17 protein-coding genes are annotated in these 13,812 nt (G+C 69.3%); 4 read left to right on the top strand and 13 right to left on the bottom strand.

Going from position 1 to position 13,812, the window contains the following annotated elements; all coding sequences use genetic code 11:
- Positions 1 to 32: 32 nt before the first annotated feature.
- Entirely contained in the window at positions 33 to 380 is a 348-nt protein-coding gene (rplS, locus tag IE160_RS09315; RefSeq protein WP_179872342.1) for a 50S ribosomal protein L19, read from the bottom strand.
- A gap of 233 nt (positions 381 to 613) precedes the next feature.
- Here rplS and IE160_RS09320 point away from each other — a divergent pair, with 233 nt between their 5' ends.
- Positions 614 to 1,261: a TetR family transcriptional regulator gene (locus IE160_RS09320; RefSeq protein ID WP_191150898.1), complete on the top strand. Its 648-nt coding sequence runs from the start codon at positions 614 to 616 to the stop codon at positions 1,259 to 1,261.
- Entirely contained in the window at positions 1,262 to 2,029 is a 768-nt protein-coding gene (gene map, locus IE160_RS09325) for a type I methionyl aminopeptidase (protein WP_191150899.1), read from the top strand. It begins immediately after the preceding gene.
- Between the two features lie 25 nt (positions 2,030 to 2,054).
- On the opposite strand, the gene IE160_RS09330 is transcribed toward map, so the two are convergent.
- The 7 genes from IE160_RS09330 to ffh form a co-directional block, all read right to left on the bottom strand.
- Positions 2,055 to 2,519, bottom strand: a complete 465-nt coding sequence (locus IE160_RS09330; protein WP_179872345.1) for a hypothetical protein — start codon at positions 2,517 to 2,519, stop codon at positions 2,055 to 2,057.
- Complete coding sequence (gene trmD / locus IE160_RS09335) at positions 2,516 to 3,217, bottom strand: tRNA (guanosine(37)-N1)-methyltransferase TrmD (RefSeq protein ID WP_179872346.1); 702 nt, start codon at positions 3,215 to 3,217, stop codon at positions 2,516 to 2,518. Before trmD ends, IE160_RS09330 begins: the two co-directional genes overlap by 4 nt.
- Before the next feature lie 9 nt (positions 3,218 to 3,226).
- The gene (rimM, locus tag IE160_RS09340) at positions 3,227 to 3,823 is read right to left on the bottom strand and encodes a ribosome maturation factor RimM (protein ID WP_191150900.1); all 597 of its coding nucleotides are present in this window, start codon (positions 3,821 to 3,823) and stop codon (positions 3,227 to 3,229) included.
- The gene (locus tag IE160_RS09345) at positions 3,820 to 4,056 is read right to left on the bottom strand and encodes an RNA-binding protein (RefSeq protein WP_100822335.1); all 237 of its coding nucleotides are present in this window, start codon (positions 4,054 to 4,056) and stop codon (positions 3,820 to 3,822) included. The genes rimM and IE160_RS09345 overlap by 4 nt, the downstream gene beginning before the upstream one ends.
- Before the next feature lie 6 nt (positions 4,057 to 4,062).
- Positions 4,063 to 4,575, bottom strand: coding sequence for a 30S ribosomal protein S16 (rpsP, locus tag IE160_RS09350; RefSeq protein WP_179872348.1), 513 nt, complete (start codon positions 4,573 to 4,575; stop codon positions 4,063 to 4,065).
- Positions 4,576 to 4,745: 170 nt separating this feature from the next.
- Positions 4,746 to 5,534 carry an LLM class F420-dependent oxidoreductase gene (locus IE160_RS09355; protein WP_191150901.1) on the bottom strand — a complete coding sequence of 263 codons (789 nt, stop codon included), beginning with the start codon at positions 5,532 to 5,534 and terminating at the stop codon, positions 4,746 to 4,748.
- A 33-nt stretch (positions 5,535 to 5,567) separates the two neighbouring features.
- Positions 5,568 to 7,160 (bottom strand): signal recognition particle protein, encoded by a 1,593-nt coding sequence (gene ffh / locus IE160_RS09360; protein ID WP_179872350.1) that lies wholly within the window; start codon positions 7,158 to 7,160, stop codon positions 5,568 to 5,570.
- A 91-nt stretch (positions 7,161 to 7,251) separates the two neighbouring features.
- On the opposite strand from ffh, the gene IE160_RS09365 reads away from it, so the two are divergent.
- Complete coding sequence (locus tag IE160_RS09365; RefSeq protein ID WP_191150902.1) at positions 7,252 to 7,770, top strand: gamma carbonic anhydrase family protein; 519 nt, start codon at positions 7,252 to 7,254, stop codon at positions 7,768 to 7,770.
- Between the two features lie 129 nt (positions 7,771 to 7,899).
- Here IE160_RS09365 and ftsY read toward each other — a convergent pair whose 3' ends face one another.
- The 5 genes from ftsY to IE160_RS09390 all read right to left on the bottom strand — a co-directional run bounded on the left by ftsY (position 7,900) and on the right by IE160_RS09390 (position 12,859).
- Positions 7,900 to 8,778, bottom strand: a complete 879-nt coding sequence (ftsY, locus tag IE160_RS09370; protein ID WP_152583165.1) for a signal recognition particle-docking protein FtsY — start codon at positions 8,776 to 8,778, stop codon at positions 7,900 to 7,902.
- 143 nt (positions 8,779 to 8,921) lie between these two features.
- Positions 8,922 to 9,896, bottom strand: coding sequence for a putative endonuclease domain-containing protein (locus tag IE160_RS09375; RefSeq protein ID WP_179872353.1), 975 nt, complete (start codon positions 9,894 to 9,896; stop codon positions 8,922 to 8,924).
- 149 nt (positions 9,897 to 10,045) lie between these two features.
- Positions 10,046 to 10,315, bottom strand: coding sequence for a DUF3039 domain-containing protein (locus IE160_RS09380; RefSeq protein WP_179872354.1), 270 nt, complete (start codon positions 10,313 to 10,315; stop codon positions 10,046 to 10,048).
- A gap of 34 nt (positions 10,316 to 10,349) precedes the next feature.
- Positions 10,350 to 11,903: a hypothetical protein gene (locus tag IE160_RS09385; RefSeq protein WP_191150903.1), complete on the bottom strand. Its 1,554-nt coding sequence runs from the start codon at positions 11,901 to 11,903 to the stop codon at positions 10,350 to 10,352.
- Positions 11,879 to 12,859 carry an ABC transporter ATP-binding protein gene (locus IE160_RS09390; protein WP_191150904.1) on the bottom strand — a complete coding sequence of 327 codons (981 nt, stop codon included), beginning with the start codon at positions 12,857 to 12,859 and terminating at the stop codon, positions 11,879 to 11,881. The genes IE160_RS09385 and IE160_RS09390 overlap by 25 nt, the downstream gene beginning before the upstream one ends.
- Before the next feature lie 183 nt (positions 12,860 to 13,042).
- Between IE160_RS09390 and IE160_RS09395 the strand changes: the two genes are divergently transcribed.
- Complete coding sequence (locus IE160_RS09395) at positions 13,043 to 13,735, top strand: phosphocholine cytidylyltransferase family protein (protein ID WP_179872357.1); 693 nt, start codon at positions 13,043 to 13,045, stop codon at positions 13,733 to 13,735.
- Positions 13,736 to 13,812 lie beyond the last annotated feature (77 nt).

Below are 13,812 nucleotides of genomic sequence, written 5' to 3' on the forward strand. Positions count from 1 at the left end.
CGGCGGGGCCTTCGTACGTGAGGAGCGGAAGCTCAGCTCTCGCGCTTCTCCTTGATCTTGGCCTTCTTGCCGCGCAGAGCGCGCAGGTAGTAGAGCTTGGCGCGACGAACGTCGCCGCGGGTGACGACCTCGATGTGGTCGATGACCGGGGAGTGCACGGGGAAGGTGCGCTCGACGCCGACCTGGAAGCTCACCTTGCGGACGGTGAAGGTCTCGCGGATGCCCTCGTTGGAGCGGCCGATGACGACGCCCTGGAACACCTGGATGCGCGAGCGGCTGCCTTCCACGATGTTGACGTGGACCTTGACAGTGTCACCGGGGCGGAAGTCGGGGATGTCGGAGCGAAGAGACGCTGCGTCGACGTGATCGAGAATGTGCATGATGCATCGCTTTCTGCAACCGCCACAGGTCGAATGCGGGAGTAAGAGGGAGTCGTACCGGTGCTGCAGCCTCGCAGGATGACGGCTCCCCTGTGGCAGAACCGTGCCGAGGCACAATCACTCATCATGCCATATGGGGGTACGTCCAGCCAACCTTCTGCGAGAATACCGACAGGGAATCACCGCACGGCCGTTACACTCGCGCCACACCGCTTCTCGGGGGGAGAGCACTCATGACTACGAACACCACCGCGCTCGCGACCGACAAGGTCGTCATGCGCACCGAGCCCATCCAGCGCCGCAGCTCGGAGAGGATCGAGCTGCTGCTGGACGCCGCTGCCGCACTCATCGACGACCACGGCATCGACGGCGTCACGACGAGCGCCGTCGCCAAGCGCTCATCGTCCTCCGTCGGCGTCGTCTACCGGTACTTCCCGAACATTCAGACGCTGCTGCGAGCACTCGCCGCCCGCAATCTCGAGCGCTACCTCGCCAAGGTGTGGGTCGGCATCGAGAACTCGGGGCCGGAGCCCTGGTCGTCGTTCGACTCGACGCTCGATGTCTTCGTGGAGCTCGTCCGCACCGAGCCGGGCTTTCGCGCCCTGCGATTCGGCGACGTCATCGACCAGCGCTTCATCAACCCCGAGCTCAGCAACAACTCGATCCTCGCGCGCCGCTTCGCCGAGCAGACCGGGGCCACCTACGGCTTCGAGCCAGACGATCAGCTCGTGTTCCACTACGAAGTCGCGGTCGAGATGGCGAGCGGGCTCCTCACTCGAGCGTTCCAATTGGACAAGAATGGTGACGCGCGCTTCATCGAGGCGACCCGCGCCCTGTGCGGCGACTACCTGCGCACCCACGTCCCCCTACCCAGGAGCTGAATGATCGAGCTACGCACCCCGGCCGAGATCGACGAGATGCGGCCAGCGGGTCGCTTCGTGGCGAGCGTGCTGACGGCGACGCGCGCCGCCGCCGACGTCGGGGTCAACCTGCTCGACCTGGACGCACTCGCGCACGACATGATTCGCGCCGAGGGCGCGGAGAGCTGCTACATCGACTACCACCCCTCGTTCGGCGCCTCGCCGTTCGGGAAAGTGATCTGCACGTCGGTCAATGACGCGGCCCTGCACGGCCTCCCGCACGACTACGCTCTGCGCGACGGCGACCTGCTGACGCTCGATTTCGCCGCCTCCGTCAACGGCTGGGTGAGCGACTCGGCGATCAGCTTCGTCGTAGGTGAACCGCGCCCCGGCGACCTCGAGCTCATCGCGACCGCGGAGAGGGCCCTCGCCGCCGGCATCGAGCGAGCGCGCGTCGGTGGTCGTCTGGGAGACATCTCGAGCGCGATCGGCGACGTCGCGCACGATGCCGGGATGCCCGTCAACCTCGATTTCGGCGGTCACAGCGTGGGCCGCACGATGCACGGAGACCTGCATCTGCCGAATGACGGTCGAGCGGGGCGCGGCCTCAAGCTGCGAGCGGGGCTCGTCATGGCTATCGAGCCGTGGTTCATCCCCGACACCGACGAGATCTACACCGACCCCGACGGGTGGACCCTGCGCTCGCGCACGGGCTCCCGCGCCGCGCACGCCGAGCACACCGTCGCGATCACGCCCGAAGGGCCCCTCGTGCTCACGGCGCGCGACTGAGCACCGCAGCCGCACTCTCGGGGCGTCAGCGCGCCGAGGAATCGACGAGCGGCACCTCGTCGGTCGTGGGTCCGAGCGGAGAGGTCCACTGCTCGCCGCGCCGGTCGGCGCGCGTCGTGCGCACCATGGTGACGCATGCCGACACCGCCGCGACGATGAGCAGGGGCCACAGCAGGTAGCCGAGCAGGAGCGCCGCCGGGTCGAGCGAGGTCGCGACGACGATGATCGCGAGCGCGTACTGGGCGACGAGCAGCAGCTTCTCTCCGCTCGTGAGGATCGGCACGGCACGACGCAGCACGATGACGTGGTTGAGGGCGAGGGAGACCGCAAGCCCAGGGAGCACGAAGGTGCCGGTGACGACGCTCTGCACCGAGGGCAGCAGCGCGTACTGGTCGACTGCCTGCAGGATCCACGCCGCGACACCCGCGAGCAGCGCGATCGCGGCGACGAGAGGCTGCGACCACAGCCACCAGCGCTCGCCCGTGGTCACGTCGCCTCCCCCGAACGGTCGGGTGCCAGAAGGTCGGGGCGTACCCGCCGGGTGCGGTCGAGCTGCTGCTCGTGGCGCCACTGCGCGACAGCGCCGTGATGGCCGCTCAGCAGCACGGCCGGCACTGCCCGATCGCGCCAGACAGCGGGCTTGGTGTAGCTGGGGTACTCGAGCAGTCCATCCTCATGGCTCTCCTCGGTGAGGCTCTCCGGGTTGCCCACGACGCCGGGGACGAGTCGGCCGACCGCTTCGATGATCGCCATCGCCGCCACCTCCCCTCCGTTGAGCACGTAGTCGCCGAGACTGATCTCGCGCACCTCGTTGCGGTCAGCGTAGTGGTCGATGACGCGCTGGTCGATGCCTTCGTAGCGACCGCACGCGAAAACGAGGTGCTCGCGGGTGGAGAGCTCTCGTGCCTCACGCTGCGTGAAGGGATGCCCCGCAGGGCTCGGAACGACAATGATGCTGTCGTCGCGCACGACGCTGTCGAGCGCCTCGCCCCACGGTTCGGGCTTCATGACCATGCCAGCGCCGCCGCCGTACGGAGTGTCGTCGACCGTGCGGTGACGATCATGCGTGAAGTCGCGAAGGTCGTGCACGCCGACCTCGATCACTCCCGCCTGCCGGGCCCTGCCCAGCAGCGACACGTCGAGGGCCCCGAAGAATTCGGGAAAGATCGTGACGATGTCGAAGCGCACAGCCCCAGCCTAGGCGGGTGCATCCTTCGACTCGTCCTCCGCGGGTGCGTCGTCGGGCGCGTCGGGCAGCTCCTCGAAGAGACCGAGGGGCGGAGTGAGGGTCACGGTGCCGCCCGCGATGTCGACGACCGGCACGATCGCGCCGACGAAGGGCACCAGAACCTCACCATGCGGCGTCCGCACGGCGAGGAGATCCTGGGCGGGGAGGTGGTCGACGCGCACGATCGTGCCCACCTCGACCCCGTCGCGCATCGCACGCAGGCCGACGAGCTGGAAGTCGTACCAGGCGTCGTCCTCCGCCGGCTCGTCGTCGACCTGGTCGATCCACAGGATCGCCTTGACGAGCGACTCGGCCGCCGTGCGGTCGTCGACGCCCTCGAAGAAGGCCACCGGCTGCGCGTTGTACCAGCGCAGCTCGGTCAGGGTGAGGGTCTTGCCGTGCCAGTCGGACGACTCGGGCACCTGCAGCGAGAAGCTCGCGCCCGGTGTGAAGCGCCGCTCGGGCGCGTCGGTGTAGAGCTCGAGCTTGAGGGCGCCCTTGAGCCCGTGGGCCTTGACGAGCCGACCGACCCGGAGTTGTGGACGCTCTGAGGTGGGCGCGTTCACTGATCGGTGTCGACGACGTCGACGCGCACTCGGCGGCCGTCGGCGAGCGACGAGATCACCGTGCGCAGGGCCTTGGCGGTGCGACCGCCGCGGCCGATGACGCGGCCGAGGTCCTCGGGGTGCACACGCACCTCGAGGACCTCGCCGCGCGCAGAGCTCTGCGCGACGACCTCGACGTCGTCCGGGTGATCGACGATCCCCTTGACGAGGTGTTCGAGAGTGTCAGCGAGCACGAGTCACTAGGCCTTGTCGGCCTCGGCCGCGGGGGCCTCGTCGGCGGCGGGGGCCTCGGCGGGAGCATCCTCAGCCTTGGCCTCCTCGGCGGGCGCCTCGGCAGCGGGAGCATCCTCGACGGGCGCCTCAGCAGCAGGCGCCTCCTCGGCGGGCTTCTCCGCAGGCTTCTCGGCCTTGGGCTTGAGCACAGGCTTCTTCTTCTCGTCGACGCTGAAGGCCGCCTTCGGCTCGGGCGACTTGACGGTGCTCGTCGCGCCCTTCTCGCCCTTGAAGGTGCCCCAGTCGCCCGTGAGCTTGAGGATCGCGAGCACCTGAGGGCTCGGCTGGGCGCCGACGCTCAGCCAGTACTGGGCGCGCTCGGACTGCACCTCGATGAACGAGGGCTCCTCGGTGGGGTGGTACTTGCCGATCTCCTCGATCACGCGGCCGTCGCGCTTCTTGCGCGAGTCGGCCACGACGATGCGGTAGAACGGTGCACGGACCTTGCCCATGCGCTTGAGACGAATCTTGACAGCCACGTTTCTCCGAAATGTGTGAAGGAAGTGAGTCGCAGCCGGTTGCGTGGGGCACACTCGGCGCGGAAGCTCGTGATGGTTTCTCGCAGCGTCTGATTAGAGGGTCGGACGCGCGAGCACTCGACCGCCTATTCTGGCAGATTTTCGCGGCGTCTGTGACCGCGACGGGATGCTCAGCGCTGGTCGTCCCGCCAGGCAAGCCACTCGCGCACCTTCGCGAGGTCGTAGCGGGGCCCCGTGATGCCCAGCGTGAAGAGGCTCGCGCCCATCGCCCGCAGTTCGTCCGCCTCCGCCATCGTGCGGCTGCGCACCTCGACCGATGTCTCGATCTCGCTCGTGTCGCGGCCCACCGCGCGCCCGTGCTCGGCGAGGACGCCGAGCTTGCGCTCGAGCGTGGGCGCGTCGCTGAACGAGTGCCAGATGTCGGCGTGCTCGGCCACGATGCGGGGAGTCTTCTTCTCGCCGCCCCCACCGATGAGGATGGGGATCTCGCGCGTGGGCTGCGGGTTCAGGGCCTGCCAGCGCGACCGGATGATCGGCAGGTCTCGCGCGAGAGCATCCAGTCGCTCCCCCACCGTGCCGAATTCGAAGCCGTACTCGACGTAGTCGCGCTCGAACCAGCCCGAACCCGTGCCGAAGAGGAAGCGGCCCGTGCCGCCCTTCGCGCTGATGTGGTCGATCGTGCGGGCCATGTCGGCCTGCAGGCTCGGATTGCGGTAGCTGTTGCAGTTCACGAGCGCGCCGAGCTCGACGCGGCTGGTCTGCTCGGCGAGGGCTGCGAGCATCGTCCACGACTCGAAGTGCAGGCCGTCGGGCTCGCCGCTGAGCGGGAAGAAGTGGTCCCAGGTGAAGAGGATGTCGACGCCGAGCTCCTCGAGCTCGGTTGCCGTGTCGCGGATGAGTTCGTAGGGCGCGTGCTGCGGGGCGAGCTGCACGCCGAGGCGCACGGGTCGAGTCGTCATGCCCTCAGCCTAGGACTGTCGCGCGGGCCGCTCTCAGCGGCCGAGGAACTTCTGCAGGGCCTCGAGCTCCTCCGGCGTCGGCTGCTTCTCGCCGGTCGCGGCCCCGCCGCCGAGACCGAAGCTGCTGCCGGATGCGCCCGTGCCACCACCGGCACTCAGCCCCTGCGCGCGAGCGGCCTCCTCCGCCGCCCGCTTCGCGGGGTTGCCCGACCGCGACTTGCCCTTGCCCTTCTTCTTGGCCGCGGCCTTGCGGGCCGTCGCCGCTCCCCCGCCGCCGCCCATGCCGGGCATGGGGCCCATGCCCGGCATCTGGGGCATGCCGCCCTTCGCCATCGTCTTCATCATCTTCGCGGCCTGCTCGAAGCGGTTCACGAGGGCGTTGACCTCGGTCACCGTCGTTCCAGAACCGCGAGCGATGCGCAAGCGGCGCGAGCCGTTGAGGAGCTTGGGCAGCTGGCGCTCCTTCGGTGTCATCGACTGGATGATCGCTTCCGTGCGCGTGAGCTCCCCCTCGTCGAAGTTCTCCAGCTGATCCTTCATACCCCGCGCACCGGGCAGCATGCCGAGCATGCCCTTGAGGGACCCCATCGACTTGAGCTGCTGCATCTGCGCAAGGAAGTCTTCGAGCGTGAAGCTGTCGGTCGCGAACTTCTCCGCCGTGCGCTTCGCGTCCTCCTCGTCGAACGACTTCTGCGCCTGCTCGATGAGCGTGAGGATGTCACCGAGGTCGAGGATGCGGCTCGCCATGCGATCCGGGTGGAACGGCTCGAAGTCGTCGAGGCCCTCACCGGTGGAGGCGAACATGATGGGGCGGCCCGTGATGCTCGCGACGCTCAGCGCGGCGCCGCCGCGCGCGTCGCCATCCAGCTTCGACAGCACGACGCCCGTGAAGTCGACGCCCTCCTGGAACGCCTTCGCCGTGCTCACCGCGTCTTGACCGATCATCGCGTCGATGACGAAGAGCACCTCGTCGGGGTCGACGGCCTTGCGGATGTTCGCCGCCTGCTTCATGAGCTCGGCGTCGACACCGAGACGACCGGCGGTGTCGACGATCACGACATCGTGCTGCTTGTCTCGAGCGTGCTTGATCGCGTTCTTCGCAACCTTCACCGGGTCGCCGACCCCGTTGCCGGGCTCGGGGGCGTAGACCGCGACACCCGCCTGCTCGCCCACGACCTGCAGCTGCTGCACGGCGTTCGGGCGCTGGAGGTCGGCCGCGACGAGGATCGGCGTGTGACCGTCGGCCTTGAGCCACTTAGCGAGCTTGCCCGCGAGCGTCGTCTTGCCCGCCCCCTGGAGGCCCGCGAGCATGATCACCGTCGGCGGGGTCTTCGCGAACTGCAGGCGGCGCTGCTCGCCGCCGAGGATGCCGACGAGCTCGTCATTGACGATCTGCACGACCTGCTGCGCCGGGTTGAGCGCCTTGTTGACCTCGTCGCCGAGAGCGCGCTCGCGCACCGCAGCGGTGAAGTCTTTGACGACCGGGAGAGCGACATCGGCATCGAGCAGAGCTCGACGGATTTCGCGCACAGTGCCGTCGACGTCGGCCGGGCTGAGCTTGCCCTTCGTGCGCAAAGCGCTGAAGGTCGAGGTGAGCCGGTCGGAGAGCGTGCCGAAAGTTGCCATGGTGCCCCCATTGTAGGTGCGGCGACTCTGCTTGACTGGGGTGCGGTCGGGCCGAACCCGGCATCGGCCGCTGAGCAGTCGAGGAGTACCCATGCGCCGCACGATCTTCGGCTACACGCCCGAGGTGGCCCCCACCGCTTTCATCGCCGACAACGCGACCCTCGTCGGCGATGTGCACGTGCACGCGCACGCCGTCATCATGTACGGCGCTGTGCTGCGCGCCGACCGCGACCGCATCGAGCTCGGCGAGGGCTCCAACCTGCAAGACAACGTGTCGGTGCACGGCGATCCCGGCAAGCCCACGATCGTCGGTCGCGGCGTGAGCGTGGGTCACGCCGCGATGCTGCACGGGTGCACGATCGAGGACGACTGTCTCATCGGGATGAGCGCGACCGTGCTCAACGGCGCCGTCATCGGCCGCGAGTCGCTCGTCGCCGCCGGCACCGTCGTGCTCGAGGGCACGACGGTGCCGCCTCGCTCACTCGTCGCCGGCGTGCCCGGCAAGGTTCGTCGCGAGCTGACGGACGACGAGGTGGCGGCGATCCGCGCCAACGCCGACACGTACCGGATGCTCGGCACCGAGCACGCCGCCGCCCGCGACGCCGAGTAGCCCCACCAGGGCGCGCTGCGGCGCACGCCGCCGTGCCCACTCGTGCCAGATCTGGCACGAAAGGGCGCTTGAGCCTGGACGCGAGCGCCCTCTCGCGCCAGATCTGGCGGAAGGCGGTGCCCGCGACGGCTACGGGACGAGGCTCGCCGCGAAGACGTGGGGGGTGAAGCCCGTCAGGTCGCCGATGCCCTCGCCCTGCCCGATGAGCTTGATCGGGATGCCCGTCTGCTGCTGCACGCGCAGCACGAAGCCGCCCTTGGCCGAACCGTCGAGCTTCGTCACGACCAGGCCCGTGACGCCCGCGTGCTCGATGAACGCCTCCGCCTGAGCGACCCCGTTCTGACCCGTCGTGCCGTCGAGCACGAGGAGCACCTCGGCGATGGGGCCGAGCTTCTCGACGACGCGGCGAACTTTGGCCAGTTCATCCATGAGGCCCGATTTGGTCTGCAGCCTGCCCGCCGTGTCGATGATCGCGATGTCGGTGCCGGTGCGAGTCGCGTGGTCGACGGTCTGGTAGGCGACGCTCGCCGGATCCTGGCCCTGCTGCTGGGGGCGCACGACGTCGGCTCCCGCACGCTCGGCCCATGTCGCGAGCTGGTCGACCGCCGCGGCGCGGAAGGTGTCGGCCGCACCGACGACGACACTGCGACCCCTGCTGGTGAGAAACTGGGCGAACTTGCCGATCGTCGTGGTCTTGCCGACCCCGTTGACGCCGACCACCAGCACGACGGCGGGGCGGTCGCTGAGCGTGAGGGTGGGGTCGAAGGCGGCGAGACGCTCCTCGAGAGCCTCACGCAGCATCCGCTTCAGGTCGGCCGGGTCCGTCGTGCGGAACCGGTTCACCTGCTCCTGGAGCTGGTCCAGGATCTCGTCAGTCACGTCAGGGCCGAAATCGGCGCCGATGAGCGCCGTCTCGAGGTCGTCCCACGTGCCCTCGTCGATGGTCGGGCGCGTGAACAGCCCGCGCATCGCTCCCCCGAGCCGCCAACCACCCGCACTCTCCGCCATGCCCCCAGGGTACCGGGGCGCCGGGTCTGCCCGCAGACCCTTCACGGTGCCAGATCTGGCGCGTATCGGCGCTTGAGGGTGCGGCTGCACCCACGTTGAGGCGAATCTGGGAGCGTTGGCGTCGTCGCGGGGAGTCGTGCGAGCTACGGGATGGCGATCGGGGCGGGGAGCGGACGCACTGGCCCTCTCGACCGCCAGCCCGCAGCGCGCAGCCGACGTGCCGCCGTCGAGACGATCCGACGAGAATCCAGGTACACATCGTCCTTCGTCGCACGAATCGACTGCCAGCCGGCGTCGGCAAAGGCATCGAAGCGTGCGAGATCGAAGGCGAACTGGCGCGCGTCCGTCCTGTGGTGGTCACCCTCGTACTCCACGAGCACGCGGAACTCTGGCCACGCGAGATCCGGGTGCAGCTCACCGAGCGGCGTAACGACGGCGGGCGCTACGCAGGCACGAGGCAACCCGGCCGCGGCGAGCACCAGCCGAAGGTGGGTCTCGGCTCTCGAACGCACGCCGGCCTCAGATAGCGCCCGTGCCCGACGCAGCGCCGCGGCGCCCGCGCGTCGAGAACTGTGCGCGAGCATCCGATCGATGTCGGTCAAGGCCGAGGGCTCGTCGACCAGCCGTAGCGCGTCGACGAGTGCGACCAGATCGGGAAGCGCGAGAAGCGACGCCGTCGTGAGTGCCACCGCACCCGGGGACGCGACCCGCAGCGGTACGAGCTCGCCAGCGCTCGTGGGCACGAAGCGCGTTGACCATGAGGGCTCGGGCAACCCGCGCTGGTGACCGACGACACCCGCGCCTCGCGGAGCGCGCGAACCCCGATCTACCGTGACGTGCAGCGGCCCCTGCTCGCGAGAGCGCGGCAGAGGCAGGCCCAGCAGGAGCGCCGCCGTCGAGTGGGAGAACCACCCGCTCGCGGGCATCACCTGGGTGTACGCCCACGCGCGGTCGACGATCGACCGAGGTCGACCTCCCGTCATGACGACACCGTGAAAGGGGTGAACCACATCGGCGCGGCGCAGCCGGTCGACGGCCACACCGCGGGCAAGGGCTTCCGCCGTGGACATCGTCTCGTTGCGGACGTGATCGGGCAGGGGCCGCGCGGGTCGGGTCATGCACGAGATGGTGCAGGACAGGGATGCTCGCACACGACCTGCGCGCAGTCTCGTCAAATTCGCCGCACATGGGGCCGACTGTGGAGGACGAGCGCCCTTTCGCGCCAGATCTGGCACACCGCACCGCACCGCACCGCGGGGCGGGCGAGCTACTCGTCGCGCATGCGCTCGTAGATCTTCTTGCAGTCGGGGCAGATCGGGAACTTCTCGGGGTCGCGCCCCGGAGTCCACTTCTTGCCGCACAGCGCCCGCACGGGCTTGCCGGTGAGCGCGGATTCGAGAATCTTGTCCTTCGGCACGTAGTGCGAGAAGCGCTCGTGGTCGCCGTCGTCGAGCTGCCGGTCCTCCAGCAGCTTCTCGAGCTCGCGGTCGAGAACGTCGGTGCCGCCGCCCTGGCCGGGCTCGTCGAGTGTCGCCATGAGGGTCAGTCTACGACGGCGGGGCGGGCTGCGCTCAGGTGCGCATGAGGAGGCCGAGGAGCTCCGGTGCGCGGCGGCGGAAGACGAAGCCCCCGATGAGGATGCCCAGCACGAGCATCCCGAACCCCGTCGCCCCACCGGCCCACCCTGCCAGTTCGAGCATCTCGGGGTCCTCGTCGAGCAGGCCAATGACGGCGAGCGTCAGGGAGGGCGCCATGAACGCGAGGATCGCGAGCAGGGTGAACGACTGGACCCATCCCGCGGCGGCGCCGAGGAGCGGTGGTTGATCCCACGGGCCCGCGCCGGGACGCGCGGCCGGGTAGGGGGTCAGCGCGGAGGAGACGCTCGACACTCCGAGCCCCGTGAGCAGCAGGCCGAGACCAGTGCCGACGACGGCGGGATACACGTCGGGCACCTCCGACCACAGCGCCGCGAGCGGCGAGGCGAGCAGGATGAGCGGCGTGCCGATGAGGAGCGGCGGCACCACGCGCCCCCAGCGGTCGGAGAACCCGCGAAGAGGTGCGGCCACGTGCATCCACATCGCCGAGTGGTCGTAGGCGACGTCGTTGTGGCCGAACCAGCCGAGGAAGAGGGCGAACACCGGCACGGGGATGAGCCACAGCAGCGGCACGGGGGCCCCCGCGACGGCGAGCGCGACCATCATGAGCGCGGGGGCGACGGGCAGGGCGATGATGACCGCGCAGTACCGCGCGTCGCGCGTCCAGTAGAGCAGGCTGCGCGCGGCGATCGCGGACGACGCCGTCGCGGGCACGAGATCGAACCAGCCGAGCCCGCGGATGGCGGGTGCCGATCGGATGCGCTGCGGCGCCTCCACGATGCGGCTCACGACCCACGGCCAGGCGGCGACCATGACAGCGACCGCGACGGCTCCCCCGAACAGTCGCCACGCGATCTCGGCGTCGACACCGTCGGGTGCAGCCCACAGGAAGCCCAGGGGCGTGGCCGCGACCACGCTGGCGACCTCGATGAGCCCCTCGGTGTCCTCGCCGCTCTGCACGAGAACGACGGCCATCGCTGCGGCACCGAGGGCCAGTGCGATCGTGAGTCGCGCCGCCGCCGTGATCATGCGCACGGCCGCGCTCGAGACCGCGAGCTGCGCGGTGGCCGCGACGAGGTACTGGGCGGCCATGACGAGGACGATCGCTCCGATGACCCCCGCGAGAATCGCGAGGCCGGCCTTGTCGGTGTCGGCCCAGGCGATCTCGAACGCGATGCCGAGCGTGACGGCGAGGGCCCCGGGAACGCCCACGACTCCGGCGAGCATGAGGCCGAGGGCGAGCCGACCGCGGGGCACGGGGAACGCCGCGAAGCGTCGCGGCTCCAGAGCGGAGCCCAGCCCCGCACTCAGCGGTGCCACGACGATGCCCAGTGCGATCGCCGAGGCCACGATGATGAGCGCCGCGCGATGATCGGCGCGCTCCACCTGCACCTCGCGCGCGAGGAGGATGAGGGCCGTGCCGACGCCTCCCGCCAGGACCAGGACGAGAAGGGCGCGCATGGCGCTCGCAGCCCCCCGGAAGGCCGAGCCGAGCAGCGCGAGCTTCAGTCGGAGAATGTGGTCAACCACTCGAGACCCTCCACCGCGACGCGACCGCCGGCGAGCTCGACGAAGCGCTCCTCGAGCGACTGCTTCCCGCGCACCTCGTCGAGCGTGCCGACGGCGAGCACGGAGCCGTCGACGATGACGGCGACGCTGTCGCACACGCGCTCGACGAGCGCCATGTTGTGGCTCGACAGCAGCACCGTGCCCCCGCTGGCCGTATACCGCTGCAGCAGATCGATCGCCTGCGAGGTCGACACGGGGTCGACCGACTCGAAGGGCTCGTCGAGCACGAGGACGCGCGGAGAGTGGATCATCGCTGCGGCGAGCGAGATCTTCTTGACCATGCCGATGGAGTAGTCGCGCACCGGTCGGTTGAGGGAGCCCTCGATACCGAGCGCGATGCCGAGGTCCTCCGTGCGCGAGGACGCCGTCGAGCGATCGAGACCGTGCAGCATGCCGCAGTAGTACAGCAGCTGCGCTCCGGTGAGTCGGTCGAAGAGCCGCATGCGGTCGGGCAGGACCCCGGTGACCCTCTTGGCGGCGATCGGGTCGCGCCAGACGTCGGAGTCGGCGACGAGCACAGTGCCGGAGTCGGGCCGCAGCAGCCCCGTGATCATGGACAGCGTCGTGGTCTTGCCCGCGCCGTTAGGCCCGACGACCCCGAACATCGAGCCGCGACGCACCGTGAGGTCGATGTCGTCGACGGCGATCGTGGAGCCGTAGGTCTTGCGCAGGGATGTCACCTCGACGACGACCGGTGGCGGTTCGGGCTTCGAACGAGGAGCCCGCTGAGCCCTCGGCGCTGTCGTCGACGGGGCGGCCTTCTTCGCACGCGGCTTCGCCCCGGCCGGCTTCTTCGGGCCGGGCGTCGCGACTTCGGGCTTCTCGGTGCGCCGCGATGCGGGCTTCACCGGCTTCGCGGGCTTCGCGGGCTTGCGGGACGAGCTCGAGCCCTGAGCGGCCGGCGACGAGGATTCCACGGCTCAACGCTACCAACGCGGGGCACGACCCCACACACCCACCCATCAGGTGAATCTCGTTCATCGCTCCCGTCACGATTGGGAAACAAAAGGTAAACGGGGCGTGACGATTCAGCGTCGCGCAGCTAAAATCGCAGGGTGCACAACGGTGTGTCCCCTTCGACTACACCAGGAGCATCTTTCATGACCACTCAGATCGTCATTCTCGCCGCGGGCATGGGCAGCCGCCTCGGCCGCGAGCTTCCCAAGCCGCTCACCAAGCTCAGCGACGGCCGCACCATCATGGGCCAGCAGCACGACAACATTCGTGCCGCGTTCGGCACGGACGTGACCATCACGACCGTCGTCGGCTACAAGCTCGAGCACATCATCGATGCGTTCCCCGACGTCGAGTACGTCTACAACGAGCAGTACGACCAGACCAACACCTCCAAGAGCCTGCTGCGCGCCCTTAAGGCGACCGGCAAGCACGGCGTGCTGTGGATGAACGGCGATGTCGTCTTCGACCCGCAGGCTCTCGTCCGCTCGGCTGAGCTCGTGCACGCCGACCGCTCCTTCGTGAGCGTCAACACCTCCACGGTGAGCGACGAGGAGGTCAAGTACACGGTCGACGCCGAGGGCTTCATCGAGAAGCTCTCCAAGACCGTCGTCGGCGGGCTCGGCGAGGCCGTGGGCATCAACTACGTCTCGAGCCGCGACAAGGCCGCGCTCGTGCACCACCTCACTCGCTGCGCCGATCAGGACTACTTCGAGCGCGGCATCGAGCTCGCGATCGAGCACGACCGCGTGCGTATCGAGCCGGTCGACATCAGCGACCTGTACGCGGTCGAGGTCGACTTCGCCGAAGACCTCGAGCGGGCCAACCTCTTCGTCTGAGCGATCGGGGCCGCCGTCCGGTCCACCCGCCGCCGGCGGCGCCCTCCACCGCAGTGCGCGGTGGTACGACTACCGTT

The sequence above is a fragment of the Chryseoglobus sp. 28M-23 genome (assembly GCF_014789785.1).
GTDB lineage: Bacteria > Actinomycetota > Actinomycetes > Actinomycetales > Microbacteriaceae > Microcella > Microcella indica.